Below are 25,034 nucleotides of genomic sequence, written 5' to 3'. Positions count from 1 at the left end.
GATCGGCTTCGTTTTGGCGTCGGGTGGTGCTCAGTGGCGGAAATGGCGCATGCCCGTGAAAACCATCGCAATCCCGTGTTCGTTTGCGGCTGCGATCACCTCTTCGTCGCGCACCGAGCCCCCCGGTTGGATCACTGCAGTGGCGCCTGCTTGCGCCAGGACATCGACGCCGTCGCGAAACGGAAAGAACGCGTCCGACGCCACGACCGAACCGCGCACCTCGAGCCCGGCGTTTTGCGCTTTGATCACGGCGATGCGCGAGGAGTCCACACGACTCATCTGGCCTGCGCCAATCCCGATCGTTTGCCCGTTTTTGCCGTAGACGATCGCGTTCGATTTGACGAATTTGGCAACGCGCCAGACAAAGAGGAGGTCGCGCATTTCGTCTTGCGTTGGTGTGCGGCGTGTCACCACTTTGAGGTGAGCGGGATCGAGCAGGTCGGTATCGTTGGACTGAACGAGCAATCCGCCGCCGATGCGCTTGAGATCCTGCTGCGCAACCGCTGGACCCCACGGACAGCGCAAAACCCGGACGTTTTTCTTCTCCGCAAGGCGCGCTCGAGCTTCTTGGGTGTAATCGGGCGCGATCACTACTTCGAGGAATTGCTGCGTCAGGGCTTCGGCTGCTGCGGCATCGACCACGGTATTGAACGCGATGATCCCGCCGAACGCAGAAGTGGGGTCGGTTGCGAACGCCTTGCGGTAGGCATCCGCTGCGCATTCGGCTACGGCAACGCCGCACGGGTTGGCGTGTTTGACGATCACGCACGCTGCTCCGTCTTGCTGGGGATCGAACTGTTTCACGCATTCCCACGCGGCGTCGGCATCTGCCAAGTTGTTGAACGAAAGGGCTTTGCCTTGCAGCGTTTCGGCAAGCGCAAGCGCGCCCGGCGCCGGATTGAGGTCGCGGTAGAACGCCGCCTGCTGGTGCGGGTTTTCACCATAGCGAAGCGGCATCACCAGGTCGAAGGAGAGGTGGAGGGCTTGGGGCCAGGTGGCGTCGCCTTCGAGCCGTTGTGTGAGGTAGGTGCTCACCATTGCATCATATCGCGCCGTGTGGGTGAAGGCTTTCGCAGCAAGACGAAAGCGTGTGGCGTAACTCACTTGGCCGCGGTTTTTGAGTTCGTCGAGCACGGGCGTGTAGTCGGCCGGGTCGACGATCACGGTGACGCCACCCTGCTCGTCGCCGTGGTTTTTCGCTGCGGCGCGAACCATCGCCGGGCCGCCGATGTCGATGTTTTCGATCGCCTCAGCTAGCGTGCAGTCGGGGCGGGCAACGGTGGCAGCGAATGGATAGAGGTTGACGGCGACGATCTCGATGGGGGGAATGTCGTGCGCGGCGAGCGTCGCGATGTGCTCGGGGTTGCTGCGATCGGCGAGGATGCCGCCGTGCACGCGTGGGTGCAGCGTCTTGACACGGCCATCGAGGATTTCCGGAAAGCCGGTGTGTTCGGCAACGTCGGTGACGGTCAAACCGGCGTCACGCAACGCTTTTGCGGTGCCGCCGGTAGAAAGCAGCGTGTAGCCCAATTGCGCCAACGCTTGGGCAAAGGGGATGAGGCCGGTTTTGTCGGAGACGCTCAAGAGCGCGGTGCGGTGGGTCATCGGTGGTTTCCTCGATCGATTTCAAGAATTCGGATAGAGGTCGTGCTCTTTCAGTTTGCGGCGCAACGTGTTGCGCGTCACACCAAGGAGTTCGGAAGCGCGGGTGATGTTGCCGTGGGTTCGGATGAGCACGTATTCAAAGAGCGTGCGTTCGACCCGCTTCATGACCATCGCGTGCAGATCCGACGGAGGCGCGCCGTCGAGATCGACGAAATAGCGGTCGAGCATGGTTTTGACCGCGATGCACAACGTATCGTCTGGGCGAAGGGGGTCGTGCGGGTAGGGGTTCTGTGGCGCATTCATGCGACGCGCTCCTCGAAAGTAGGCGGATCGGTGAAAAAGCGATCGATGAGTTCTCGCTGCGCCGCTGCGCTTTCCCGTTGGTTCATCTCCCGGCGAAACGCTGCGCCACCCGGTAACCCTTTCGAGTACCACCCGATGTGTTTACGCGCGATCTTGACCCCGGTCGTTTCACCGTAGAAGGCGTAGAGGTCTTCGAGATGCTCGAGCAGAATCGCACGAATTTCGGCACGGGAGGGAGGCGGAAGGTGTTTGCCGGTGGCGAGGTAGTGTTCGATTTCCCGGAAAATCCACGGGCGACCCTGTGCGGCCCGACCGATCATCACGGCGTCGGCACCGGTGTATTCCAGGACGTATTTGGCTTTTTCGGGTGTGTCGATATCCCCGTTCGCGATCACAGGAATCGACACGAGGCTTTTGACCCGGGCGATGGTGTCGTACTCTGCCTCTCCCATATATTGGTCGGCTCGTGTCCGACCGTGGATCGCCAGCGCACGAATCCCAAGGTCTTCAGCGATGCGCGCCAGTTCCGGCGCATTCTTGTTTTGCCGGTTCCAGCCGGTCCGCATCTTGAGGGTCACCGGGGTTTCGGGAACCGCTTTGACCACCGCTTCGAGAATCGCCGCAGCCAGTTTGAGGTCTTGCATCAACGCCGAGCCAGCGAAGACGTTGCAGACTTTCTTTGCGGGACACCCCATGTTGATATCGATGATCTGAGCGCCGCGATCGACGTTGTAGCGCGCCGCTTCGGCCATCATTCTGGGGTCGGCGCCTGCGATCTGAACGACGATCGGCTCGACTTCGCCCTCGTGGTTGGCACGGCGCTGTGTTTTGACACTGCCGTAGAGGAGCGAATTGGAGGTCACCATCTCAGAGACCGCAAGCCCCGCTCCCAAGCGCTTGCAGAGTTGGCGGAACGGGCGGTCGGTGACGCCTGCCATCGGAGCAACGAACAAATTGTTGCGCAGCGTAAAACCGAGGTAGTTCACGGCACGTATCGTTCGAGTTTTCGGGGGGAAAAGTATACCCTATCCCCCGCGCATCAGCGCTTCGATCTCGTCGATCGCAACCGGGACGTCACGGGTGAGCAAGGTGCATCCCGTTTCGGTGACCAGTGCGTCGTCTTCGATGCGAATGCCGATACCCCAAAAGTCGCGGGGGATATCCTCGGCAGGGTCGATGTAAAGCCCCGGTTCGATCGTCGTGACCATCCCTGGCTGTAACGTGATCGATTGCCCATCGATTTGATAGGGGCCGACGTCATGAACGTCGAGCCCCAGCCAATGGCCGGTGCGGTGGGGATAGAAGCGCAGATGGCGCTTTTCGGCGATGAGGGTGTCGACCTCGCCGGAGAGCAATCCCAGATCGACCAGGCCTTCGACCAAGACGCGGGTGGCGGCGTCGTGCGCTGCGGCAAACGGCGCCCCGGGGCGGGTTGCGGCAATCGCGGCGTTCTGAGCAGCGAGGACGATCTCGTAGAGTGCGCGCTGCGCGCCCGAGAAGCGGCCGTTGGCGGGAAACGTTCGCGTGATGTCGCTCGCGTAACCGCGATATTCGCAACCGGCGTCGATCAATACCAGCGCGCCGTCGGGAATGGTCGCGCGGTTTTCGACGTAGTGCAGAATGCAGGCGTTGGCGCCGCTTGCGACGATCGGCGGGTAGGCAGGCCCTTCGGCGCCCAGTTCACGGAAGGTGGCAAGGAGTTTGCCTTCGAGCGCCGCTTCGGTGATGCCGGGGCGGGTGACCTGCATCACGGCGCGGTGCGCGCTTGCAGCGATCGCCGCACTGGTTTCGAGGCACGCAATTTCGTAACGATCTTTGATTTGACGAAAGCGCGCGATCAACGCCCGGGCGTCGTACCACGCTTGCGGCGGGTTGATCCCTTGGCGGGTTTTGCGTTCGAGCGCGCTTTTCCACTGACGCAGCCGGGCGTCGACAGCCTCATGTTCCAGGATCGGCGCCCAGACGTTTGCCGCGCTGGCCAAGAAATCCGGCATTTTGGTGTCGAGCTCGTCCAGGGAAAAGGCGTCGTCGAGCGCGAGCGCTGCGGCGGCCCGTTCGACACCCAGCCGAAACCCGTCCCACTTTTCTTGTTCGGGGTTGCGGTCGCGACAAAAGAGCACCGCGCGCGGTTCGGCGAACGTGCGCAAGAGTAACCATGCGTCGGGTTCGGTAAAGCCCGTGAGGTAGTAAAAGTCGCTGTCGAAACGAAACGGGTAGTGGGTGTCGCGGTTGCGTCGCTGTTCGCGTGCGGTGGGCAGTAACAGCGCCCCGCCCCCAGCGGCTTCCATCGCTGCCAGGATGAGCGCACGCCGGTTTGCGAACGGCGTGGGGTCCGGATCCAGGCGGCCAACCGGCGGTTGCGGCGGTTGCGTAGGGGTAGCAGAAAGCGTGTGAGTCATGGGGCTCCTTTCCTGCATCCGGTGAGCAACTGGCGTTCGCGGCGCCAGCGGGCGAGCCGCTGCGGCGTGCCGATGTCCCACCACGGCGCTTCGGTGATTTCGTAACCGATGCGTCCCTCTGTGATGGCTTGGCGCAGCAAGGGGCCGAGCGGGGCACGGGTCTGTGGCGTCAGCGAAGTGAGCAACGCAGAACGGTACAAGGCAACACCAGCGAACGTATAGATATTGCCCCGGGTTGTATCGGCATGGGGCAGCAACGCGCCGCTGGGGGTGACCGTGAAATCGCCGTCGCGATGGTCCGGCGAATTGGGCGCAAGCAGCAGGTACCCAAGGTGATCCGGGTGGGTGTTCAGTTGTGCTTCACCTCGGCGCACGAACATGGCAAGTGACCAAGCGGGTGCGAGATCGACGTCGCCATTGACCACCAAAAAGGGGTCGCTATCGATGAGGGGAAGTGCCGTGCGAATACCCCCCGCCGTCTCCAGCCCGGGTGGGGTTTCTCTGCTGTACTGGACCGTGATTCGCCACGCGCTGCCGTCGCCGACGTACTGCTCGATCTGTTCACCCAGCCAACAAGGATTGAGGACCACAGAGCCGATACCGGCGTCGGCAAGCCGTTCGAGCCAGTGGGCGAGGAGCGGTGTTCCCGCGGCATCGGGAACGAGCGGTTTCGGGGTGGTGTCGGTGAGCGGACGCAGCCGTTCGCCACGACCGGCCACCAAGATCATGGCACACTTCATGGCGGCTGTTCAGAAGGTGAGTGCCACTTGGACCTCTTCCGGGTGCAGCCGCTCGAAAAGGCGCAACAACGGCTTCAGCGCGGAATAGCGCAGAAGGGCTTTCCACAGGTAGCGCCGAACCCGTGGCAGGTCGTCGAGATAGCCGGTTTTGCCGTCGCGGTAAGCCAGCCGGGCGAAGATCCCAAGCACTTTGAGGTGGCGCTGTACGCCCATCCATTCGTAATCGGCGTAGAAGTCGTCGAACCGCTCATGGATGGGAACGCCGAGCCGTCGTGCCTGCTGCCAGTAGCGGACGAGGAGGTCGAGCGTGAATTCCTCCGGCCACTCGAGGTAAGCGTCGCGCAAGAGTGAAACCGGGTCGTACGTAATCGGCCCCCAGACGGCATCTTGGAAATCGAGCACACCCAACGCCCCAAGGGGGCGCAGCGGATGGTTGTCCGGCAGCACCATGAGGTTGCGACTGTGGTAGTCGCGATGGACGAAAACCTGAGGCTGCGCCTGAGCGCGTTCGATCAGCGCGGTGAAGCTCTGCTCCAGCATCTGTTGCTCAGTAGCGGTAAGCGTGACACCCAGATGGCGGCCTAGGTACCATTCCGGGAACAGACGGAGCTCGGCTTTGAGTTTGGCGGCGTCGTACTCCGGAAGCGCTGCGGGACGAGGTTGCTTTTGAAGCACCAAGAGCGTGGCCAACGCTTCGGCATACCATTCGTGGGCGGTTTCCGGTTGGCTGTTTAGCCGCGTCGCCAGCGTCTCGCTGCCGAAGTCGCTCAGCAACACGAAACCCAGTTCCGCAGCCACGGCCTCGACCGTGGGAACGGGTACGTTGGCCTCGGCAAGACAGGCCCGAATCTGTAGCCACGGCTGGATCGCCTCTTTCTCCGGCGGTGCGTCCATCACGATGCGTGTCGTGCCATCGTTCAACCGTACGCGCCAATAGCGTCGGAAGCTGGCGTCTTCCGAAGCAGGGGTCAAGCTGTCGCTTGCGATCCCCAAGTCGTGCAACCAGGCAGTCAGTGCCAGACGGCGTTCCTCCATCGATCAGCCCAAACCCTTTCGTGTACAATCGCGCTAGACGATTGTAACCGAACTGATTGCCCTGTGACTTTCGTGCCTGATTCGAATGGACGTCGCGGCAAACCACCGCGACCGCGGTTGCGTCCTATCGTCGCGTGGTTGGCGGTGATGGGGTTTTCCTCATGGACTTGGGGGGAAGGGCTGCCTCCGTTCGAAGTCGATCCTTCTCTGCTGGGTTCTCCTTCGGCGGTTCCGCCTCAGCAAACGCCCGTTCTGCCTCATGACGCAGCGCCGAAGGATGCCGCGAACCCGAACCGCGAGCCTGAAGTCCCGGTGCCACTGACGTCGGCAACGTCTGCGCAGCGGGTCAGTGAACGCGATCTGCCGTTTTTGCCGGCTGGCACGGTGGTCGAGGCCGATCGCATTCGCGGCGAACGGGGTAAAACATTGGTCGCAGAAGGGGATGTCGTCGTTGCGCGGGATGGGCAGTTCGTGCGTGCCGAACGGCTCACCTACGACGAACCCTCGGAAACTGTGACCGCAACGGGTGCAGTAACCCTGGAGGATCGCGCCCTGGGGGTTCGGGTGACCGGTCCCGAAGCGCACTACAATTTGGCGGACAAGACGGGGGTCTTCCAGCAGCCGCGCTACTTTTTCACTCCGTCGGAAAAAAACCCGCACGCAACCGACGCCCACGGCGCAGCGCAAGCGGTCTATTTCGAAGGCGCAAACCAATATCGAATCGAAAGGGGAAGCTGGACCACCTGTGCGGCGCCGGACCCCGACTGGTATCTCCAAGCCGATCGCATCACACTGGATCGCAATACCAACGTCGGCCATGCGCAGGATGCGCGGTTGCGTTTCGGCGATACCACGCTTGTGGCGCTGCCGTGGTTGGAGTTTCCGCTTTCGAAGGAGCGGAAATCGGGCTGGCTCGTCCCCTCGTTCGGGGTGTCGAGCCGGGCCGGGGTACAGGTTGCGGTACCCTACTATTTCAACCTGGCCCCGAATTACGACCTGACGCTGACGCCAAGAATTTATACCCGTCGTGGACTGCAATTGGGCAGCCAATTCCGTTATCTGACCGAATCGATGCGCGGAACGCTCGAAGCGGAGGTGTTGCCGAGCGACCGCGAAGCGGGGCGAACGCGCGCGCTGGGAATCTGGCGGCATGAGCAGCGTTTCACTGACCAGCTCTACGGTACGGTCGATTACAACGCGGTGGGCGACCGGGACTACTTCAAAGATTTGAGCAACAACCTGAGCCTTTCCTCCACGGTTCATCTGCTGCGGCAAGGGTCGCTCTGGTACCATGGCGAGGGGTGGGGTTCGCAACTCCTGGTGCAGCAGTATCAAACGCTCGATCGCACCATCGAAACGCCCTACCGTTTGCTGCCGCAGTGGCGGCTCTGGTCGGCACCCGTCGCGTTGGGCAATGCCGGGCGCTTTGGCACCGTGACCTTTTCGGGGCAGGTAACGCAATTTCGCCACCCGGATGCGGGGTCTATCTCCTCTTCGGGACTCTATTGGACCGAAGGGACGCGCTGGGTGGCGACCCCCGAGTGGCGTCTGCCCATCGCAACCGAATGGTGGTCGGTGGAACCGCGCGTGCTGGCACATCTCAGCCACTATTCCCTCGACCAACCCGCGGTTGTCGGCGGGCGAACGACCCTTTCGCGCATATTGCCGATCGTTGCGCTCGACGCGCGGATGGCATTCGAACGCGACTGGCAGCTTTTTGGCCGTAACTGGTTGCAAACGCTGGAGCCTCGCCTCTTTTACCGCTACGCGCCCTATCGCGATCAGTCCGATTTTCCCCTTTTTGATACCGATCGGTACGGTTTTGGCTTTGCCCAGCTCTTCATGATGAACCCTTATACGGGGTATGATCGCGTTGCGGACGGTCACAGTGTCACGGTGGCGGTCACGTCGCGGTTGCTGGAGCCCGAAACGGGTAGAGAACGGATCCGTGCGTCGCTTGCGCAGCGTTTTTACCGTGACGATCCCAAAGTATTGCTCCCCGGAGAGGCGCCGTGGAGTAACCGGCGGACCGACCTGCTCGCGGAAGTGGTCTGGCAGCCTTTCGAGCGCTGGCGGACCAAAGGCTTTTGGCAATACGATCCCGACGAAGGAGTGAACCGCCGTTTCAACGCCGCGGTGCGTTATGAGGCAGGGCCAGCGAAGGTAGCCGGCTTCGACTACCGGTACACGCGCGATCAGCTGGAGGAAGTGGCGCTTTCGGGGCAATGGCCACTTGCGCCGCGCTGGTACGGGGTGAGCCGCATCGCCCGGTCACTGCAAGAAGACCGCTGGACGGAACTGCTCGCTGGGTTCGAATACAACGGCGGCTGCTGGGTTGGCCGGGTCGTGCTGCATCGCTATGCGCTTTCGAGCGCCAGCAACAACACAGCGATCTTTTTCCAACTCGAACTCAATGGGTTGGGGAGTTTGGGCAACGACCCGGGGTCGCTCCTGCGGCGAGCTGTACCGGGCTATGGCAGAATTGCGCCGACCGGCCCGGAGCGGTCGCTCGAGTCGGGGTGGTAGGAGAAGCGAATGAAAAAAAGGGTAGGTATCTGGGTGATCCGATGGGTTTTGGCGAGCGTCATGGTCGCGCTTCCGCCTGCGTGGGCTACGGATACCATCGGTGTGGTTGCCGTCGTCAATGGGGAACCCATTACCTCGTTGCAACTGGAACGGCGTCGCGCCCAGATCGAACGCCAATTGGCCCAGCAAGGGCGTGCGGCACCTGCGCAACAGATCGCCGACGAAGCATTGCGGTCGCTCATCGTCGAGCGTATTCAATTGCAGGCGGCGAAGCGATTCGGGATCGAGGTCGAACCGCGTGAAGTGGACGACGCGATCGCTTCGATCGCGGCGCGCAATGGGATGGACCGGACGCAACTGGAAGCCGCATTGCAGCAAGACGGAATCTCTTGGGCCACGTTCCAAGAGGAGATCCGCCGGCAAATCCTGTTGCAGCGGTTGCAAGCGCGGGTAACGCAAGGGTCCGACACCGTCAGTGACGCTGAACTCGACCATTTCATCGCAGCGTTTCCTGACCTCAAACGCCGTTTTGCCGAAGAGGCAGCGAACGTCGTGCAAACCCATGTCCGCCACATTCTGCTCAAAACGGGGGCGACCCTCACGGACGAGGAGGCAAAAGCGCGCCTCGTCGCGCTCAAAGAGCGGTTGGCGCGCGGTGAAGATTTCGCGGAACTCGCGCGCCTCCATTCCGAAGACGGCTCGGCCGCCAATGGCGGTGACCTGGGTTGGGTGTTGCCGGGCGATTTCGTCCCGGAATTCGAAACGGTAATGAACCGCTTGCCGGTCGGCGCGGTTTCCGATCCGGTGAAAACGCGGTTCGGATGGCATTTGATCCAGGTGGTGGCGCGGCGGCCGCTTGCCGACGATCCCGACGCGTTCCGCAATTACGCGCGCAACAAACTTCGCGAGCGGAAACGGCAGCAGGCGTATGAGGCGTTCGTCCAATCGCTCGAAGCCGAAGCAGTGATCGAGCGACCGACTGGTGAGGGTTTGCCGCGGTGAACGAAAACGCACGCGCTCCGTTGGCAATCACGCTGGGAGAGCCGGCTGGCATCGGCCCGGAACTCTGTGCCCGGCTGGTCGAACGGCGCTGGCCGCACCCGTTGGTGCTGATCGGAGATCCCGCATTGCTTGCGCGCTATGGTGTGACGTTGCCGGAATACGAACCGAACAAGCGGGTGCCCTTATCGATCCTGCCAGTTCCGCTTGTGGCACCCGTCACGCCGGGTGTGCTCGATCCCGCGAATGCCACCTATGTCCTTGCCACACTGGATCGCGCGATCGACGGCGCATTGGCGGGCGCATTCTCGGGCATCGTCACGGCGCCGGTGCATAAAGGGGTGATCAACGACGCGGGGATCCCCTTTACCGGCCACACCGAATATTTGATGGAAAAAGCTCAGGTCAACCAAGTGGTGATGATGTTGGTGGGGGGCGGCCTTCGCGTGGCGTTGGCTACCACCCATTTGCCGCTTGCCGAAGTGCCAGCGGCTATCACCGCAGAACGGCTCGAAGCGGTGATCCGGGTCCTGCACCACGATCTTGTCCATCGTTTCCGGATCGGTGCGCCACGCATCTTGGTTGCTGGGCTCAACCCCCACGCGGGTGAAGGGGGGCATCTGGGGCGCGAAGAGGTCGAAGTGATCGCGCCTACGCTCGCGCGGTTGCGGGAAGAAGGGCTCGACCTTGTCGGGCCGCTTCCAGCCGATACGCTGTTCACCCCACGGGTGCTTTCGGGTTCTGACGCCCAATTGGCGATGTACCACGACCAAGGGTTGGCGGTGCTCAAATACGCCAGCTTCGGGAAAGGGGTCAATGTCACGTTGGGGTTGCCGTTCGTGCGCACGAGTGTCGATCACGGCACTGCGCTCGACCTTGCGGGAAAAGGGGTTGCCGATCCCGGTAGCTTGTTTGCTGCCGTAACGCTGGCATCCGAACTCGCGCAATGAACCGATCTTTTCCCGCGCCTCGCAAGCGGTTTGGCCAGAACTTCCTGCGCGATCGCAACGTGGTGGCACGCATCGTCGCTGCGATTGCGCCGCAACCCGGCGAAACGGTCATCGAAATCGGCCCGGGGCGGGGTGCGCTCACCGAACCGCTCAGCCGTGTCGTGGCAGAACAGGGGGGGCGATTGACGGTGGTCGAGCTCGACCGCGACCTGGCCGCCTACTGGCAAGAACGCGCGGCGCAGGGTGCACCGATCAACGTGGTCGCGTCGGACGCACTGCAAGTCGATTTTGCCGCGTTCGGTGCCCCTTTGGTGATCGTCGGCAATTTGCCGTACAACGTCTCATCGCCGCTGCTTTTTCACTTCGCGCGCTTTCACGAACAGATCGCGCGGCTCGTTTTGATGCTGCAGAAAGAGGTGGTCGAGCGGATCGCGGCGCAGCCAGGCAGTAAAACCTACGGGCGGTTGAGCGTGATGGTGCAGCGCCGTTTTCGCGTCACGAAATGTTTCGATGTGCCGCCCGGCGCTTTCTGGCCGGTACCGAAAGTGGTCTCGAGCGTGGTGAAGCTCGAACCGTTACGGCCAGACCCTTATCCGCAACTCGACGAGAAGCGGTTCGAAACGGTGGTGCGCACGGCGTTTGGACAGCGGCGTAAAACCTTGGCCAACGCGCTCAAAGGGGAGATCGATAGTGAAACGATCCGCGCGCTGGGTATCGACCCCAACGCGCGCGCTGAAACGCTGCCCGTGGACGCGTTCGTGCGTTTGGTATGTGCACTGCCACGAACGAGCGCCCAACCTGAGCCGTAACAGCGGGGTCAGCCGTTGCTGCCGCCTTCGTTTTGCTGCGGCTTGACCGGACAGGTGTTCATGCCCAGAATGGTATAGAGGGGGCAGAATCCAACCAGCCCGGTGACGAGCGGGACAACGCCAATCCACGTCCACGGGGTACCGATTCCCATGATCGCCAGAACGAGCAAAATGGCGCCCACGGCAATGCGCAGGATTTTGTCGATGCCACCCACGTTGGTTTTCATGGTCGTTCTCCTTCAGGTTCTACGGTATCTCACTATATCATAGTGTATTGATCGACGAGAGACAAGGATGATGGGCGAAAGTATCCTCGGGTGGAGCATCGCGGTCGCAGCATTGGTCGCGGCGGGTTGGGGCTGGCGGCACAGCATGATTTGGCGCCAACGCTACTTCAATGAAGCGCAGCGCTGGGCAGATGCGCGCGCGACCATGCTGGCCCAAGTGGCGCGGTTGGAGGCCGAATTGGCGGCGGCGCGCAGCGAACTTCAGCAAAAGCTCGAAGCCGAACGGGCGCGCCACCAGGAAGTAATCGAAGCGCTCGAAAAGCAACACCAGCAAACGTTAGCGGCATTGACCGAACGCCATCAGATGGAACTCGCAGCCCGTGACCAGCAGCACCAAGAGGCGCTGGCGGCGCGCGAGGCGCTGCAGGCCGAGCGCGACATCGCTTGGCGAGAGAAACTGACGCTCTTGGAGTCGGCGCGAGAAACCCTTACCCGTGAGTTCCAAGCGATCGCACACCAGCTCTTCGAAGAGAAGAGCCAGCGCCTTACCGCGCTCAACCAAGAGCAGTTGAGCGCCCTTTTGAACCCCTTGCGCGAACGGTTGGACGGATTTCGCCAAAAAGTGGAAGAGATCTACGTCACCGAAAGCAAGGACCGCGCCGCAATCGCCGAGCAGGTGCGGCAGCTGATGCGCCTCAACCAGACCCTTTCCGAAGAGGCGCGGCAACTCACCCACGCGTTGAAAGGTACGCAGCAGACGCAAGGGGCATGGGGAGAGATCGTGCTCGAACGGCTTTTGGAATTGGCCGGACTCCATGAAGGGCGCGAATACTTCACCCAGGTGAGCCACACCGTCGACGGCGAACGGTTGCGGCCAGACGTGGTGGTGCAACTGCCGGGCGATCGGGTATTGGTGATCGACGCCAAAGTGTCGCTCACTGCCTATACCGAAGCCGTCGCCGCAACCGAAGATGCGGCGCGCGAACGGGCACTGAACGCGCACGTCGCGTCGATCCGGCGCCACATCGACGGCCTTGCGAAACGCCACTATCCTGCGCTCTTTCCTGGTAAGACGCTCGATTTCGTCGTCCTGTTCGTCGCGGTCGAACCGGCGTTTCTCGCCGCGTTGGAGCGGGCGCCAACGCTCTTTGCCGAAGCCTGGGACAAAAACGTCTTGCTCACGAGCCCTTCGACGCTGCTCTTCGTGCTGCGCACCGTCGAACACTTGTGGCGGCAAGAGGCGCAAAGCCGCAACGCGCAGGAGATCGCGCAGCGCGGCGCGGAACTCTACGACAAATTGGTCGGTTTTCTCGACGCGATGGCCGAAGTCAAGCAACGCTTGGCGCAAGCGAACCGGGCATTCGAAACGGCCGAAAAACGGCTGGTGAGCGGCCGTGGTAGCCTCGTCTGGCAAGCGGAGCAATTGAAAGCGCTGGGGGTGAAACCGAAGAAAACGGTTCCCGAGGCGTGGTCCGAGCAAGCGGCAGAGTGCGAAGAAGAAGCCGATCTCACACAGCGCTTATCGGTTACAAATCCTGAGCTGCCTGCGGAATAAAAGGCGCGAACCACTCCGGAAGTGGCGCATTTTCCAGTGATCGTTGCGTGAAAAGATAACGGCCGTCGCAGACGAAACCGAGCGCTTCCCAAGCGACACGATTCAGCGCAGCGCACAGCGCTTCCAGATCGACGGTGGTGTCATGGGGAAATAGCGCCAACACGGAACCCTCGAAGTCGCGGCAGGGGTGGAGGAAAAAGGGTTTTGGGGCACGGGTTTTGGTATTGACATAGACGCGTGGCGCGTCGGTCTGAGGGTGGCTCCGCCCCCAATGCCACCAATTGCTTTCGTCGAAGCGGCGTACCCGGCGGTTGATCAACCGCGCTTTGTGTTCGAGTAACCACGGTGCAGGGGCAGCCGGGTCCGGCCAGAACATGCGCCGCGTCTTTCCGGTGCGCACCGTAGCCGAATAGACGAATTCGCGGTTGGCATAGCGAGGATTCGCGAAAATCGCGTCGGCACCCGAAACCGCCCCCACTTTGACCGAGGCGATCTGGTTGAGGCGAAACGGATGGTGATCCGAAAGGAACAACAGGTGGCCAGCGCACTCGGTGAAGTGGCGCAGCTCCCAGGTGAGTCGTGCCGCGTCGTCGGGTATGGGATCACCGCCTTTGACGGTAGCGACCAGAGTGCGGCGGGAAAAGTCGTTTTTTACATAACGAAAAATCTGACAGTTCGGGAGGGCGTCGGCAAAGATCCGCGCGTCACCCAGCTCGATGAGGTGGGTGATCGTTCCTTGCGCAAAGAGCCAGCGGTTGAGCGGCACTGCCGCGGTGGCTTTGAGCCAATCGCGTGGGGTGATGAAAATCAGTTCGCCCCCCGGGCGTAGCCGGCGGACTCCCTCGGCAATGAAATAGAGGTAAAGGTTGGCGCGGGCGTCGAGTTTGGGCAACGCGAACTGGTCGCTCAGGGATCGCCACAATTTACGTGTGGTCTTATCGATCCATTGTCCACGAACGTACGGGGGATTACCGACGATGGTCGCAAATGTCGCTTCGGGTTCCCAAGCGAAAAAATTGGCAAGGTGCGTGCCCGGTAGCGCAACGGCGGGGTCTCTTTCCACCGCGACGATCGCCAAGGGCGTGGCGCCAAAGCGTTCTCTGAGCGCACGCAGAATCGCGCCATCACCAGCCGCCGGTTCAAGAACCGGACCACGTGGAGTGACCAAGGACGCGATCAATCGCGCCACATTGGGCGGCGTGAAAAATTGCCCCAAAAGCGCTTGTTTGGACACAGCGGGGGATTGACTGTTTGGAGGTTCTGGTTTAAGATGATCCATTGTTAATAACCAACAAGTCACTAAAAGAAAGGAGCAGACGATGGCCGATCTCTTTACTCCGCTGGAAATGGGGCGTTTGACCCTGCCCAATCGGATTCTGATGGCACCGATGACGCGGTGTCGAGCGGAACGTGATGGTACGCCGACTCCGATCATGGCGGAATACTATGCGCAGCGCGCATCAAGCGGGTTGATCATCACCGAAGCGACCGCGGTCGCGCCCGAAGGGATAGGCTACATCTATACCCCGGGGATTTGGAACGACCGCCAGCAAGCGGCGTGGCAGCACGTAACCGAAGCGGTCCATCGCGCCGGCGGCCGAATCTATTGTCAAATTTGGCACGTGGGCCGGGTCTCCCATCCCGATTTGCAACCCAACGGGGCGTTGCCGATTGCCCCGTCAGCGATTGCGCCCGAAGGGACGGTCTACACCTACGAAGGGCCTAAACCGTTCGTCACACCGCGCGCGCTCGAAACGGACGAAATCCCCGGAATCGTTCAGCAGTTTGCCGACGCAGCGCGGCGCGCGATCGCGGTGGGTTTCGACGGTGTCGAGGTCCATGGCGCGAATGGCTACCTCATCGACCAGTTCTTGCGGGACGGCAGCAACCACCGCACCGATCGGTACGGGGGGTCGATCGAAAACCGCGCCCGTTTCCTGATGGAAGTGCTCGACGCCGTCGTGCAGGCGGTTGGAGCAGATCGTGTCGGTTTGCGGCTCTCCCCCGTTCAGCCGTTCAATTCGATGTCCGACTCCAACCCCGAAGCGACGTTTACCCGGGTGGTCGAAATGGTGCAAGCGTGGCCACTTGCTTACCTGCATGTGACACGCATGGGAATCGACCAACCGGGGAAAGCAGGGCCATTTTTCGAGCCGCTTACGCTCAAGAAGCGGTGGCCGGGCGTGTTCGTCGCGAACCACGGTGCGGATCGCGATACCGGTAACCAATGGATTCACGATGGCCTGGCCGATGCGGTCGCGTATGGGGCGCTCTACCTGAGCAACCCCGATTTGGTCGAGAAGTTCCGTACCGGTAGAGCGCTGCGCGCCCCCGACCCGAAAACGTTCTATCAGGGCGGGGCGAAGGGTTACACCGAGTTCGACGATTGAGTTGCCATATTTGTGGGGGGAAGCCATTCCACCCACACCGGCGCATGGTCCGAGGGGCGCTGCCACGTCCGCGGTTCCCGGTCGACGCCTGCGGCGATCACGCATCGGGCAAGCGGCGCGCTCACCAAGATGTGATCGATCCGCAACCCGATGTTGCGCCGAAACGCCCCTTGGCGATAATCCCACCACGAGTAGAGGACCTCCTCTGGGTGGCAGATGCGTACGGCGTCGGTGAAACCCTGCGCGACGAGTTCTGCCCACGCGGCACGTTCGGCACTGGAGACGTGGATCGACTCTTCGGGCCAGCTCGGGTGGGCGTCGCGCGCTTCGGGTGCGATATTGGCGTCTCCCATCACAAAGATCGCTTGACGCTGGGGGTCGAGCGCGGCGAGCCACGCAGTGAGCGCTTCGATCCATCGGAGTTTGTACGCGAATTTTTCGCTGCCCACTGCTTGACCGTTCGGGAAATAGGCGGAAACGGTCCAGAGGGGGCGCGTTTGAGCGGGAATGCGCCACTCAACCGCTAAGAGTCGCGCGGCGTCGTCGGCAAAGCCAGGGATGCCGCGATGGACTTCCTGCGCCTGCCATTCGTTGGGTGCGATGAGGGCGACGCCGTTGTAGGTGGGTTGTCCAAATGCCAGAATTTGGTATCCCCGTTCCGCGAACGGTTCCGTGGGCACCTGTTCGGTGACGCATTTCAGCTCCTGCAACGCGACGAGCGTTGGGCGCTTTTCGTCCAGATAGCGCAGCACGTGGGGCAAGCGCACCTTGAGCGAATTGACGTTCCAGGTCACGAACCGATTCGCATCACAGCTCATAGTGCGGCTCCTGGCACTGTGTGGGCAACCAGAAAGGCGACTACCTGCGGAAGTAGCTCAGAAAAATTCGAAAGCGCATGGTCCCCCCCTTCCAGCATCCAGTGGTGCGCCCCTGGGTAGCGGGCAACCATCTCACGCCAGTCGAGAAGCTCATCACCTTTTGCGGCGACGAGCAAAACGCGCTCGGGATTGGGAAGTAGCCCCACGGCGAGCGCTTCCAGTTGTGCGACGTGTGCCGCGGTGAAGGTGAAACGCTGCGTGGGATCATGCCAGCAGGTCTGCTCACCGATCTGCGCCCGTAAATCGCGTGCGGGGTAGATGGCAGGGTTCAGCAAAACCACCCGCGCAGTCACGGCTTTGGCAGCGAGCCAAGTGGCGTAAAAACCGCCCAGGGACGAACCGACGATCCCGAGTCGCGCGTCCGCAGGAAGCGCGGCGTACCAGCGGTCGATCAGCGCTGCGGCGGCAAAAGGGGCCGGTGGCAGCGCTGGGCAGTGCCAGACGATTTCGGGATGGTGCTCCGCCAAATAGGCCTTGAGCAGCTGGGCTTTGAACGATTGCGGCGACGAGCGAAAACCGTGGAGATAGAGCAGGTGCGTCAGCGCCATCACTCAGGCTCCCGTCGGTTCGGTGTCTGGTTGGGAGCCGAGTGTAAGCGCCAACAGCGCATCGATCTTCGGTTCACGCCCGCGGAATGCAACGAACGATTCGAGCGCGGGTCGGCTTGCCCCCACCGCAAGGATCTCTCGCCAGAATCGTTCGCCCACCGTGGGATCGACCACGCTGCCGCGCGTTTCTGCCGCTTCCAGAAACGCCTGATACGCATCGGCGGCGAGCACTTCGGCCCATTTGTACGAGTAGTACCCTGCCGCGTAACCACCGGCGAAGATGTGGCTGAAGCTGTGGGGAAAGCGGTGCCATTGGGGCGGAGTAAACACCGCCACTTCGGCGCGGACTTCGTCGAGGATCCGCATCACGTCGTCTAGCGCGACGTCATGCCGTCCTTCTGGGGTTGCCGCAACGCCCAATTCGCTGTGGATGCGAAAGTCGAAGAGCGCGAATTCGATCTGGCGGACCGTTTGCATTCCCGCCTGGAAGAAGCGCGCGGCGGTCATCTTGTCGAAGAGCGCGCGCGGCAGTGTCTCGCCCGTTTCGACATGCGCGGTGAGGGTCTGCAGTACTTCCCACTCCCACGCGAAAAATTCGAAAAACTGACTGGGTAGTTCCACTGCGTCCCATTCCACGTGGTTGAGCCCGGCGATCTCGCGCTCTTCCACTTGGGTAAGTAGGTGGTGCAGCCCGTGCCCCATCTCATGAAAGAGGGTGAGGACTTCGTCGTGGGTGAGGGTAGTGGGCTTGTCGCCCACAGGTGGCGCGAAATTGCACACCAAATAGACCACCGGATGATCCACGCGACCATCGAGGTGACGATGGCGGCTTTTCGCGTCGTTCATCCATGCGCCGCCTTTTTTCGTCTCCCGCGCAAAGAGATCGAGGTAGAGGTAACCGACCGTTTCTCCCGCTTTGTCGAGCCGGTAGGTGCGTACGTCCGCGTGCCACGTGGGCAGCACCACCTCTTCGAACGTGACGCCGTAGAGGCGCGTGATGAGCGCGAAGAGCCCGTCGAGCACTTTGGGAAGCGGAAAGTATTGCCGCAGTTCGTCGTCGGAAAAGGCGTATTTCGCTTGGCGCAGCTTTTCGCTGGCGAACGCGATGTCCCATGGTTCCAGTGGGCTCACCCCCAGGGTGTCGCGCGCAAAGCGCTCCAACTCCGCTTTGTCCCGTTCCGCGTAGGGACGCGCCGCGCGGGCCAGATCGGCCAGGAAGTCGCGCACCGCCTCCGGCGACGGCGCCATTTTCGGCGCAAGCGAATAGGCGGCGTAGTGGGGAAAGCCCAAAAGCTGCGCCTCTTCCTGCCGCAGTGCCAAGATTTCCGTGAGAATCGGGCCGTTGTCCTGTTCGGGCGGACCGAATTCGGAGGCGCGGGTGGCGTAGGCTCGGTAAAAGCGAGCGCGCCAGGCGCGATCTTCGGCATACTGCATCACCGGCAGATAAAAAGGCATCTGCAGCGTGAACTTCCACCCCGAAGCGCCGTCGCGTTCTGCTGCGGCACGCGCCATCGCACGGACCGTTTCCGGTAGCCCGGCCAATTGCGCTTCGTCGGTGACGAGTTCGCTATAAGCGTTCGTCGCATCGAGAAGGTTTTCGGAAAATTTCGCTGCCAGTGCAGAGAGCCGCTCCTGGATGGCAAGGAAGCGCGGACGGGCCGTCTCGGGAAGTTCGGCGCCCGAAAGCAGCCGGTCGCGCACTTCCAATTCCAGAGCGCGGCGCCGCCATGCGTTGAGGTCCGGTGCCTGCGCGAGCAAGCGCTTCATGCCCGCGTAGAGATCGGGGTCTTGCCCCAATTCGCTCCAAAAGCGGGTCATCTCCGGCAGCAATTCGTTATAGACGGCACGCCACTCGGGAGTGTCCAGCACACTATGCAAATGCGCGACCACGCCCCAAAGCGCGCCTAAGCGTTCCAGCGCTTCGTCGAGAGGGGCGTACCATTCGGCCCACGTCAACGCGGCGTTTGTGGTCTGCACCGCCCGTTTCGCCTGAGTGACCGCGGCTTGCGCCGTAGCCAGCGCAGAACGGATCGCCGCAGTTGCCCGCTCCGGTATCAGCGCATCGAACGGAGGGAATTGCCAATGGGTCAGCAAAGGGGTGAGGTCGTCGGAAGTTGGGGTTTTCTCTGTCATCGTTGTCATGGGAAAATCGCGTACCGAGTGGAATCGATAGCCGCAATTGTACCGGCGGCAACCGCGATTCGCCGTGCCCGGTGCACACGTGCGTGTAGGACGCAAGATGAACCAGTTTGAACGCTTTGTCGAACACCCCAAGGGGAAGCTTTTCGTAGCCAGTTGGCAGCCGGATCCGGTTGCGCCTTCTGGTAGCGCGAACGTCCCTTTTTTGCTGCTCCACGATTCGTTGGGGTGTGTAGGGCTGTGGCGCGATTTTCCTGACCGCTTGGCACAAACCCTCGGCGTACCCGTCCATGCCTACGATCGGCTCGGCTACGGACGCTCCAGCGCGAGAAACGGGCCGCAGCCGCTTTCGTTCATTGCCGACGAGGCGCAAGCGGGCATCGTGCCGGTGCTGGACGCGCTCGCAATCGATCGCTGTGTATTGCTCGGTCACAGCGTCGGGGGCGCGATGGCGCTCACTGCCGCGGCAATCCACCCAGAGCGCGTCGCGGGCGTGGTGACGATCGCGGCGCAGGCGTTCGTCGAGCAGCGCACGCTCGAGGGCATTCGTGCCGCGAAAGCGCTGTTTGCGCACCCCGAACAACGTGCGCGGCTTACCCGCTGGCACGGAGCAAAAGCGCAATGGGTACTCGATGCGTGGACCGAAACGTGGCTCGATTCGGCTTTCCGGGATTGGTCGCTTGTTTCGGTGCTGCCCAAAGTCACCGCACCGGTATTGGCGATTCACGGGGATCGCGACGAATACGGCTCTGAAGTGTTTCCCAACGCGATTGCCGCAGGCGTCGTAGGGCCGGCAGAACAAGTGATCCTACGCGACTGCGGCCATCTTCCGCATCGCGAACGGCCCGACGAGGTGATGACCGCGATTACCGCTTGGTTTCGGCGCCGTTTAGCGTGACGTTGCGCGCGCGCGTTTCCGTGACCATGAAACCCGCCAGCCACCCGATGACAGCAGCCCCAGCCAAGACACTGATCGCGGCCGTCATCGCGTCGGGCGGGTAGAGGCGGACCCCATCGACCACCGTCGCGCCCCCCAGCGCGTCCAAGATCGCCCCAACAATCGGCTGCAGTAAAGCGCCGCTCAAAAAGCCGCCCATATTGGTGAGCGCGGTGCTCATCCCGGAAAGATGCGGCGGGTTGACCTCTTTCGCGCACGCCCAAGTGAGGACGAACGCCGCATTGGCAAAACCCATCACCAAAAAGAGCAGGAAGGTAACGATTACGGGTTGTGCGGAAAGGGTGAGGAACGCTCCCCAACAGGCCACATAGACGGTGCTGGCGGCTACCAAAACGGTTTTGCGGCGCGCCAGGCGATCCGAAAGCGCACCCAACGCCAGGCATCCGATGGCAAACGCCAGGAAATAGGCAGAAAGGTGGTGTGACGCCAGAATTTTGTCGGCGCCATGAACGCTCATCAGGTAGGGCGTTGCCCAAAGGCCAGCGAACGCAAAAAAGCTGCCCGCGATGCCGAAATTGGCAACCACGGCAGGCCAAGTGCGCCGGTTGCGCACGATGGCCATCAAACCGTTCATCACGGTGCTGCGTTCGATCGGGCGGCGGTGTTCGCTGGGTTCGTTTTCGATGAGCCGCCAACAAAGCAGCGCCACCACGAAGGAAAGTAGCGCGGTAAAGAGAAAGACACCGCGCCACCCGGTGATCTGCGCAACCGCGGTGAGCGGCGTTCCCGCGAGCATCGAACCCAGGTTGCCCAAAAAGAGCGCAAGACCGACGAGCGACGCGAATCGCCGTTCGTCGTACCAGAGCGCAAAGAGTTTGAGCATTGCGATGAAGGTGACCGAAACCCCCAAACCGGTGAGGGTCCGCCCGGCAATCGCCCAGGAGAGCGTTGGCGCCAACGCAAAGAGCAGGCTTCCCGCCGCTGCGACGAACCCGCCCGCAACGATCACCCGTTTCGGCCCAAGGGTATCGGCCAGAATCCCAGTGGGAAGCTGCATCAGGGTATACACATAAAAATAGGTCGCGGCCAGCACCCCGAGCGACGCCGCGTTCGTCTGAAACGCCGTGGCGAGCTCCGGAGCAATCCCCGCGGGCGCAAAACGGTGAAAGAACGACAGCACGTAAGCGGCAATGACGGCAACCAGCGCCAAACGCCGCGCTGCCGCGGAAGGGTGGGGGGTGTTGTGGGGTGAGGGGTTGGTTGGGGGCATGGTCAGACCTCAGGAATCACACAGTTCGATATGAGGTGAGTATTAGGGCAACACCCGCCCCGTCAGCCGCTCATACGCTTCCCGGTATTTCTGTCGAGTCTTTTCGATCACTTCGGGCGGAAGTTTCGGTGCCGGGGGCTGTTTGTTCCAGTCGAGCGATTCGAGGTAGTCACGGACGAACTGCTTGTCAAAGGAGGGCGGATTGGTGCCGGGTTGCCAGGCGTCGGCGGGCCAAAAGCGGGAGGAGTCCGGTGTGAGCACTTCGTCGATGAGGTGAAGGGTGCCGTGTTCGTCGATGCCGAATTCGAATTTGGTGTCGGCGATGATCACGCCGCGGGCGAGCGCATAGTCGTGTGCTTTTTGGTACAGCGTCAGTGCCGCGTTGCGTGCGGCCTCAGCGAGCGCGGCGCCGTCGAACGGGGCGAGCGCTTCGGCACAACGCGCTTGCGCTTCGGCAAACGAGATGTTTTCGTCGTGTTCGCCCACCTCTGCTTTGGTTGCTGGGGTGAAGATCGGTTCTGGGAGTTTTTCGGCCAGGCGCAATCCTTCGGGAAGTGGGATACCACACACGGCACCGGTCGCTTGGTATTCTTTCCAGCCAGAGCCAATCAGATAGCCGCGGACCACGGCTTCGATGGGCAGGGGCTTGAGCCGTTTCACGACCATCGCGCGGCCGGTCACCTGGTCGCGTTCCTCTGGGGCGACGACGCTTTCCGGCGCGATGTCCGTGCGTTGATCGGCGACGATTCCCTCCAGGGTGTCGAACCAGAACGCGGTGATTTGGGTGAGGATCTTGCCCTTTTCGGGGATTGGGTCGGGCAGGATGACGTCAAACGCGGAGAGACGGTCACTGGCGATCACCAGGAGTTTGTCGTCGCCTACTGCGTAGATGTCGCGCACTTTGCCACGGCCAATGAGCGGGAGGCTTTTGAGGTTCGATTCGTAGAGCGCTTGGGTCATGGTTTCTCTCTTTCAGTCTGATAGGGTTCAGTGCACAGAGACGTGGAGGCGCTGCCGAAGGCGGTGGATGCTGTAGGCGGCAGCAGCGGCAATTACCGGAATGGCGATCGCGGTGATCAGTTCCGGCGATGCCGGTAGCCACCCTTTCGCGCCCTTGGCCAGGTATTGCACCAGTTGCGAGCCGTAGTAGGTGATCGCGACCACGGAGAAGTGTTCTGCCGCCTCTTGCAGCCGCAGTTGCAGCCGGGCGCGGCGGTTCATTTCGTCCAGCAGTTGCTGGTTTTGCTCTTGGAGTTTGAGATCGACACGGGTGCGCAAGAGTTGCGAGTTACGCGCGATGCGGGCAGAGAGTTCTTCCTGGCGGCGGTGCACTGCGGCGCAGGTGTTCATCGCGGGGGCAAGGCGCCGTTCCAAGAATCCTTTCAAGGTCGAGTAGCCAGAAAGGCGCTGTTCGCGCAGATCATCGGCCCGCTGCTGAACCAGGCGGTAGTAAGCGGCGGCAGCACCGAAGCGGAAGTTGGAGTCGGCGACCGAGCGTTCGACTTCGGCGGCCAGTTGGGTAAGGCGTTGGAGCAGAACCCGCTCACTTTCGATGGTGTTGGCTTCGCCCAGGTCGTGCATCAATTGCGCCAGCCGCTTTTCCCAGAGAGAGAGTTCGGCGCTCACCATTCGTGCTGCGGGAAACGCCAAAAGGGCGAGCATGCGGTAGGTTTCGATTTCGATCAGCCGCTGCACGATCCGGCCCAATTGCCGCGGCAAAATGGCACCGTCGATGATGGTGAAGTGGGTCATGCCGTCGTGGAGGTGGAAGTCGGTGAAGAGCCACCCGGCGCCGTCGGCGATCTTCGAGGCGACGGTGGTGGGACCGAGCGGATCGATGGCGTCGATGAACTGATCCGGCGGGGTTTCGCGGATGGTTTGGATGTCGACGGCGACGGCGGCAATCAACGATCCGGGTCCTTGGTCGATCCAATGCGGGGGAAGTTTCGCCAGGATCGCTTCGGTGCCGGGGGTTCCTTCGCAATAGACGGTGTAAGAGACGAACTCGGTGTGGTGTTCCCATTTCACCCGCAGGTCACCGTATTCGACGAGCTCTTGGCGGTCAGAGCTGTCGTTCAGCCGTTTGACGTCGGGACGATTGGTCAGAAGGGCCCAGTGGGCGCGCGCTGCGGGGTGTTCGTCGGGTTCGATGAGAAACGCCCAGGAGCGGACCTGAGCGGGGGCGGTGACGACCACCGACGGGCGGGCATGGAGTTCATTGTGCAGTGTCTCCCGCAGGTCGTGAAGACGAAAAGCGGTAGCCATCGGCATTCCTCAAAGCCGTTCCGCCGCGGCTTCGGCAAGGCGTGAGCGTTCGCCGCGCGCCAGCGTGACGTGGCCGCTGTGGGCCCATCCTTTCATGCGTTCGACCAGATAGGTGAGGCCAGAGCTGCCTTCAGTGAGATAGGGGGTGTCGATCTGCGCCAAGTTACCCAGACAGATCACTTTGGTTCCGGGCCCTGCGCGGGTGATGAGCGTCCTCATCTGTTTGGCGGTGAGGTTTTGCGCTTCATCGAGCACCAAGTATTTGCGCACGAAGGTACGCCCGCGCATGAAATTGATGCTCTTGATCTTGACTTTGGCGCGGATGAGCTCGATCGACGCGCCACGGCCCCATGCGCCCCCTTCGCCGTTTCCGGCCAAGACTTCGAGGTTGTCTTCGAGTGCCCCCATCCACGGCGCCATCTTCTCTTCTTCGGTGCCGGGCAGAAAGCCGATGTCTTCGCCGATGGGGACGGTGGCGCGGGTGAAGATCACTTCGCTGTAGATTTTTTGGTCGAGCGTTTGCGCCAGACCCGCGGCCAGGGTAAGGAGCGTCTTGCCGGTACCCGCTTGCCCCAAAATGGTGACGAGGTCGACTTCTGGATCCATGAGCAGATCGAGCGCGAAATTCTGTTCGCGGTTTCGCGCCGTGATGCCCCAGACGGCGTTTTTTTCATGGCGAAAGTCGCGCACGCTCTTCAAAACCGCCGCGCCATCCTCGAAACGGACCACCCGCGCTTCGAAGGAGGGGTCGTCCGCGGAGACGACGAATTCGTTGGGATAGCAGTCTGCGGCGGTGAGCGCTTTCGTTTGCCACCAATCGAACCCGTCGGCCCGCCACGCTTTGAGGTCGGGTGCACGGGTTTCCCAGAAGCCCGGCGGGAGCTCGTAGATGCCGGAGTAGAGGAGGTCGGTGTCCTCCAGCAGTTTGTCGTTGCGGTAGTCTTGCGCCAGAAGGCCAAGCGCCCGCGCTTTGATGCGCAGGTTGATATCCTTGGAAACCAGGATCACCGGACGCGGGGCAAACTGTTCAGAGAGCGCTTTGACGAGCGACAGAATCGCGTTGTCGTTTTGCGAAAGCGGCAACCCCGGTGGAAGCGGTGAGGCGATCGCTTCCGTTTGGAAATAGAGGCAACCGGTGGCCATTCCTCCGGAAGGTTCCGTGAGCGCATACCCGTCACGGATTTCGTGGCTGGCTTCTCCGATGATCGCTTCGAGTTCCCGACTCACCTGCCGGACGTTGCGCGCGACCTCGGAAAGCCCTTTCTTGTGCTGATCGAGTTCTTCGAGCGTGGCAAGGGGCAGGTAAATGTCGTGTTCTGCGAAACGAAAGAGGGCTGTGGGGTCGTGCATGAGCACGTTGGTGTCGAGTACGAAGAGTTTGCGCTCCGCGTTACGCGTCACTTTTGTCGCTTTTTTGGGGCGTGACCGCCGCGTGGCCTTCCGGGGCTCGTTCATTTCGACTCCAAAAATGGGTAATAGAGTAGGATACGCACTGCGA

Annotated in this window: 22 protein-coding genes; 7 read left to right on the top strand and 15 right to left on the bottom strand. The window is 61.8% G+C overall.

What is annotated here, in order from left to right; translation table 11 throughout:
• Window positions 1-30: 30 nt before the first annotated feature.
• The 6 genes from purH to HPTL_RS06465 are packed head-to-tail and all read right to left on the bottom strand — an operon-like array spanning window position 31 to window position 6,082.
• On the bottom strand, window positions 31-1,605 hold the full coding sequence (gene purH, locus HPTL_RS06490; RefSeq protein ID WP_119335254.1) for a bifunctional phosphoribosylaminoimidazolecarboxamide formyltransferase/IMP cyclohydrolase: 1,575 nt from the start codon (window positions 1,603-1,605) through the stop codon (window positions 31-33).
• A 21-nt stretch (window positions 1,606-1,626) separates the two neighbouring features.
• A complete protein-coding gene (locus HPTL_RS06485) occupies window positions 1,627-1,908 on the bottom strand; it encodes a helix-turn-helix domain-containing protein (protein ID WP_119335253.1) in 282 nt (93 codons plus the stop codon).
• Window positions 1,905-2,894: a tRNA dihydrouridine synthase DusB gene (gene dusB, locus HPTL_RS06480; RefSeq protein WP_119335252.1), complete on the bottom strand. Its 990-nt coding sequence runs from the start codon at window positions 2,892-2,894 to the stop codon at window positions 1,905-1,907. The genes HPTL_RS06485 and dusB overlap by 4 nt, the downstream gene beginning before the upstream one ends.
• A 39-nt stretch (window positions 2,895-2,933) precedes the next feature.
• Window positions 2,934-4,325, bottom strand: a complete 1,392-nt coding sequence (locus HPTL_RS06475; RefSeq protein WP_408610116.1) for an aminopeptidase P N-terminal domain-containing protein — start codon at window positions 4,323-4,325, stop codon at window positions 2,934-2,936.
• The gene (locus HPTL_RS06470; protein WP_197713616.1) at window positions 4,304-5,035 is read right to left on the bottom strand and encodes a nucleotidyltransferase family protein; all 732 of its coding nucleotides are present in this window, start codon (window positions 5,033-5,035) and stop codon (window positions 4,304-4,306) included. The genes HPTL_RS06475 and HPTL_RS06470 overlap by 22 nt, the downstream gene beginning before the upstream one ends.
• Window positions 5,036-5,056: 21 nt before the next feature.
• Window positions 5,057-6,082 carry an aminoglycoside phosphotransferase family protein gene (locus HPTL_RS06465; RefSeq protein ID WP_119335249.1) on the bottom strand — a complete coding sequence of 342 codons (1,026 nt, stop codon included), beginning with the start codon at window positions 6,080-6,082 and terminating at the stop codon, window positions 5,057-5,059.
• Between the two features lie 72 nt (window positions 6,083-6,154).
• On the opposite strand from HPTL_RS06465, the gene HPTL_RS06460 reads away from it, so the two are divergent.
• Genes HPTL_RS06460 through rsmA form a run of 4 tightly spaced genes read left to right on the top strand, consistent with a single transcriptional unit; the run spans window position 6,155 to window position 11,366 of the window.
• Window positions 6,155-8,608, top strand: coding sequence for an LPS-assembly protein LptD (locus tag HPTL_RS06460; protein ID WP_145981794.1), 2,454 nt, complete (start codon window positions 6,155-6,157; stop codon window positions 8,606-8,608).
• Window positions 8,609-8,617: 9 nt separating this feature from the next.
• Window positions 8,618-9,610, top strand: coding sequence for a peptidylprolyl isomerase (locus HPTL_RS06455; RefSeq protein ID WP_119335247.1), 993 nt, complete (start codon window positions 8,618-8,620; stop codon window positions 9,608-9,610).
• Complete coding sequence (pdxA, locus tag HPTL_RS06450) at window positions 9,607-10,557, top strand: 4-hydroxythreonine-4-phosphate dehydrogenase PdxA (protein ID WP_119335246.1); 951 nt, start codon at window positions 9,607-9,609, stop codon at window positions 10,555-10,557. Before HPTL_RS06455 ends, pdxA begins: the two co-directional genes overlap by 4 nt.
• Window positions 10,554-11,366 (top strand): 16S rRNA (adenine(1518)-N(6)/adenine(1519)-N(6))-dimethyltransferase RsmA, encoded by an 813-nt coding sequence (rsmA, locus tag HPTL_RS06445; protein WP_119335245.1) that lies wholly within the window; start codon window positions 10,554-10,556, stop codon window positions 11,364-11,366. Before pdxA ends, rsmA begins: the two co-directional genes overlap by 4 nt.
• 8 nt (window positions 11,367-11,374) lie before the next feature.
• On the opposite strand, the gene HPTL_RS06440 is transcribed toward rsmA, so the two are convergent.
• Window positions 11,375-11,593, bottom strand: coding sequence for a YgaP family membrane protein (locus HPTL_RS06440; RefSeq protein ID WP_119335244.1), 219 nt, complete (start codon window positions 11,591-11,593; stop codon window positions 11,375-11,377).
• Window positions 11,594-11,660: 67 nt separating this feature from the next.
• Here HPTL_RS06440 and rmuC point away from each other — a divergent pair, with 67 nt between their 5' ends.
• Window positions 11,661-13,148: a DNA recombination protein RmuC gene (rmuC, locus tag HPTL_RS06435; RefSeq protein WP_119335243.1), complete on the top strand. Its 1,488-nt coding sequence runs from the start codon at window positions 11,661-11,663 to the stop codon at window positions 13,146-13,148.
• Here the strand turns inward: rmuC and HPTL_RS06430 are convergent.
• Window positions 13,120-14,382 carry an Eco57I restriction-modification methylase domain-containing protein gene (locus HPTL_RS06430; protein WP_197713615.1) on the bottom strand — a complete coding sequence of 421 codons (1,263 nt, stop codon included), beginning with the start codon at window positions 14,380-14,382 and terminating at the stop codon, window positions 13,120-13,122. The genes rmuC and HPTL_RS06430 overlap by 29 nt on opposite strands.
• 85 nt (window positions 14,383-14,467) lie before the next feature.
• On the opposite strand from HPTL_RS06430, the gene HPTL_RS06425 reads away from it, so the two are divergent.
• Window positions 14,468-15,538, top strand: a complete 1,071-nt coding sequence (locus tag HPTL_RS06425) for an alkene reductase (RefSeq protein ID WP_119335241.1) — start codon at window positions 14,468-14,470, stop codon at window positions 15,536-15,538.
• Here HPTL_RS06425 and xth read toward each other — a convergent pair.
• The 3 genes from xth to HPTL_RS06410 are packed head-to-tail and all read right to left on the bottom strand — an operon-like array spanning window position 15,517 to window position 19,106.
• Entirely contained in the window at window positions 15,517-16,356 is an 840-nt protein-coding gene (gene xth / locus HPTL_RS06420; RefSeq protein ID WP_119335240.1) for an exodeoxyribonuclease III, read from the bottom strand. The genes HPTL_RS06425 and xth overlap by 22 nt on opposite strands.
• Window positions 16,353-16,964, bottom strand: a complete 612-nt coding sequence (locus HPTL_RS06415; RefSeq protein ID WP_119335239.1) for a YqiA/YcfP family alpha/beta fold hydrolase — start codon at window positions 16,962-16,964, stop codon at window positions 16,353-16,355. Before HPTL_RS06415 ends, xth begins: the two co-directional genes overlap by 4 nt.
• 3 nt (window positions 16,965-16,967) lie before the next feature.
• Window positions 16,968-19,106, bottom strand: coding sequence for a M3 family metallopeptidase (locus HPTL_RS06410; protein WP_119335238.1), 2,139 nt, complete (start codon window positions 19,104-19,106; stop codon window positions 16,968-16,970).
• Window positions 19,107-19,203: 97 nt separating this feature from the next.
• On the opposite strand from HPTL_RS06410, the gene HPTL_RS06405 reads away from it, so the two are divergent.
• Window positions 19,204-20,001 (top strand): alpha/beta fold hydrolase, encoded by a 798-nt coding sequence (locus HPTL_RS06405; protein ID WP_119335237.1) that lies wholly within the window; start codon window positions 19,204-19,206, stop codon window positions 19,999-20,001.
• Here HPTL_RS06405 and HPTL_RS06400 read toward each other — a convergent pair.
• From HPTL_RS06400 to HPTL_RS06385, 4 genes are read right to left on the bottom strand one after another with little or no spacing between them, the layout of a single operon-like run.
• Window positions 19,970-21,271 (bottom strand): MFS transporter, encoded by a 1,302-nt coding sequence (locus HPTL_RS06400; protein ID WP_119335236.1) that lies wholly within the window; start codon window positions 21,269-21,271, stop codon window positions 19,970-19,972. The two genes, HPTL_RS06405 and HPTL_RS06400, sit on opposite strands and share 32 nt — an antisense overlap.
• A gap of 42 nt (window positions 21,272-21,313) precedes the next feature.
• Window positions 21,314-22,231: a phosphoribosylaminoimidazolesuccinocarboxamide synthase gene (locus tag HPTL_RS06395; protein WP_119335235.1), complete on the bottom strand. Its 918-nt coding sequence runs from the start codon at window positions 22,229-22,231 to the stop codon at window positions 21,314-21,316.
• 27 nt (window positions 22,232-22,258) lie between these two features.
• Window positions 22,259-23,536: a DUF3422 family protein gene (locus tag HPTL_RS06390; RefSeq protein ID WP_197713614.1), complete on the bottom strand. Its 1,278-nt coding sequence runs from the start codon at window positions 23,534-23,536 to the stop codon at window positions 22,259-22,261.
• Window positions 23,537-23,545: 9 nt separating this feature from the next.
• Entirely contained in the window at window positions 23,546-24,991 is a 1,446-nt protein-coding gene (locus HPTL_RS06385; protein WP_119335233.1) for a PhoH family protein, read from the bottom strand.
• Window positions 24,992-25,034 lie beyond the last annotated feature (43 nt).

The sequence above is a fragment of the Hydrogenophilus thermoluteolus genome (assembly GCF_003574215.1).
Classification (GTDB): Bacteria; Pseudomonadota; Gammaproteobacteria; order Burkholderiales; family Rhodocyclaceae; genus Hydrogenophilus; species Hydrogenophilus thermoluteolus.
This window is presented reverse-complemented; position numbering and strand designations above follow the sequence as displayed.

What these genes read in the sequence shown, in the direction of transcription:
- purH (WP_119335254.1), bottom strand. Translation starts at nt 1,605, where the DNA reads ATGACCCACCGCACCGCGCTCTTGAGCGTCTCCGACAAAACCGGCCTC.
- HPTL_RS06485 (WP_119335253.1), bottom strand. Translation starts at nt 1,908, where the DNA reads ATGAATGCGCCACAGAACCCCTACCCGCACGACCCCCTTCGCCCAGAC.
- HPTL_RS06475 (WP_408610116.1), bottom strand. Translation starts at nt 4,325, where the DNA reads ATGCAGGAAAGGAGCCCCATGACTCACACGCTTTCTGCTACCCCTACG.
- HPTL_RS06470 (WP_197713616.1), bottom strand. Translation starts at nt 5,035, where the DNA reads ATGATCTTGGTGGCCGGTCGTGGCGAACGGCTGCGTCCGCTCACCGAC.
- HPTL_RS06465 (WP_119335249.1), bottom strand. Translation starts at nt 6,082, where the DNA reads ATGGAGGAACGCCGTCTGGCACTGACTGCCTGGTTGCACGACTTGGGG.
- HPTL_RS06455 (WP_119335247.1), top strand. Translation starts at nt 8,618, where the DNA reads ATGAAAAAAAGGGTAGGTATCTGGGTGATCCGATGGGTTTTGGCGAGC.
- rsmA (WP_119335245.1), top strand. Translation starts at nt 10,554, where the DNA reads ATGAACCGATCTTTTCCCGCGCCTCGCAAGCGGTTTGGCCAGAACTTC.
- HPTL_RS06440 (WP_119335244.1), bottom strand. Translation starts at nt 11,593, where the DNA reads ATGAAAACCAACGTGGGTGGCATCGACAAAATCCTGCGCATTGCCGTG.
- rmuC (WP_119335243.1), top strand. Translation starts at nt 11,661, where the DNA reads ATGATGGGCGAAAGTATCCTCGGGTGGAGCATCGCGGTCGCAGCATTG.
- HPTL_RS06425 (WP_119335241.1), top strand. Translation starts at nt 14,468, where the DNA reads ATGGCCGATCTCTTTACTCCGCTGGAAATGGGGCGTTTGACCCTGCCC.
- xth (WP_119335240.1), bottom strand. Translation starts at nt 16,356, where the DNA reads ATGAGCTGTGATGCGAATCGGTTCGTGACCTGGAACGTCAATTCGCTC.
- HPTL_RS06415 (WP_119335239.1), bottom strand. Translation starts at nt 16,964, where the DNA reads ATGGCGCTGACGCACCTGCTCTATCTCCACGGTTTTCGCTCGTCGCCG.
- HPTL_RS06410 (WP_119335238.1), bottom strand. Translation starts at nt 19,106, where the DNA reads ATGACAACGATGACAGAGAAAACCCCAACTTCCGACGACCTCACCCCT.
- HPTL_RS06405 (WP_119335237.1), top strand. Translation starts at nt 19,204, where the DNA reads ATGAACCAGTTTGAACGCTTTGTCGAACACCCCAAGGGGAAGCTTTTC.
- HPTL_RS06400 (WP_119335236.1), bottom strand. Translation starts at nt 21,271, where the DNA reads ATGCCCCCAACCAACCCCTCACCCCACAACACCCCCCACCCTTCCGCG.
- HPTL_RS06395 (WP_119335235.1), bottom strand. Translation starts at nt 22,231, where the DNA reads ATGACCCAAGCGCTCTACGAATCGAACCTCAAAAGCCTCCCGCTCATT.
- HPTL_RS06390 (WP_197713614.1), bottom strand. Translation starts at nt 23,536, where the DNA reads ATGGCTACCGCTTTTCGTCTTCACGACCTGCGGGAGACACTGCACAAT.
- HPTL_RS06385 (WP_119335233.1), bottom strand. Translation starts at nt 24,991, where the DNA reads ATGAACGAGCCCCGGAAGGCCACGCGGCGGTCACGCCCCAAAAAAGCG.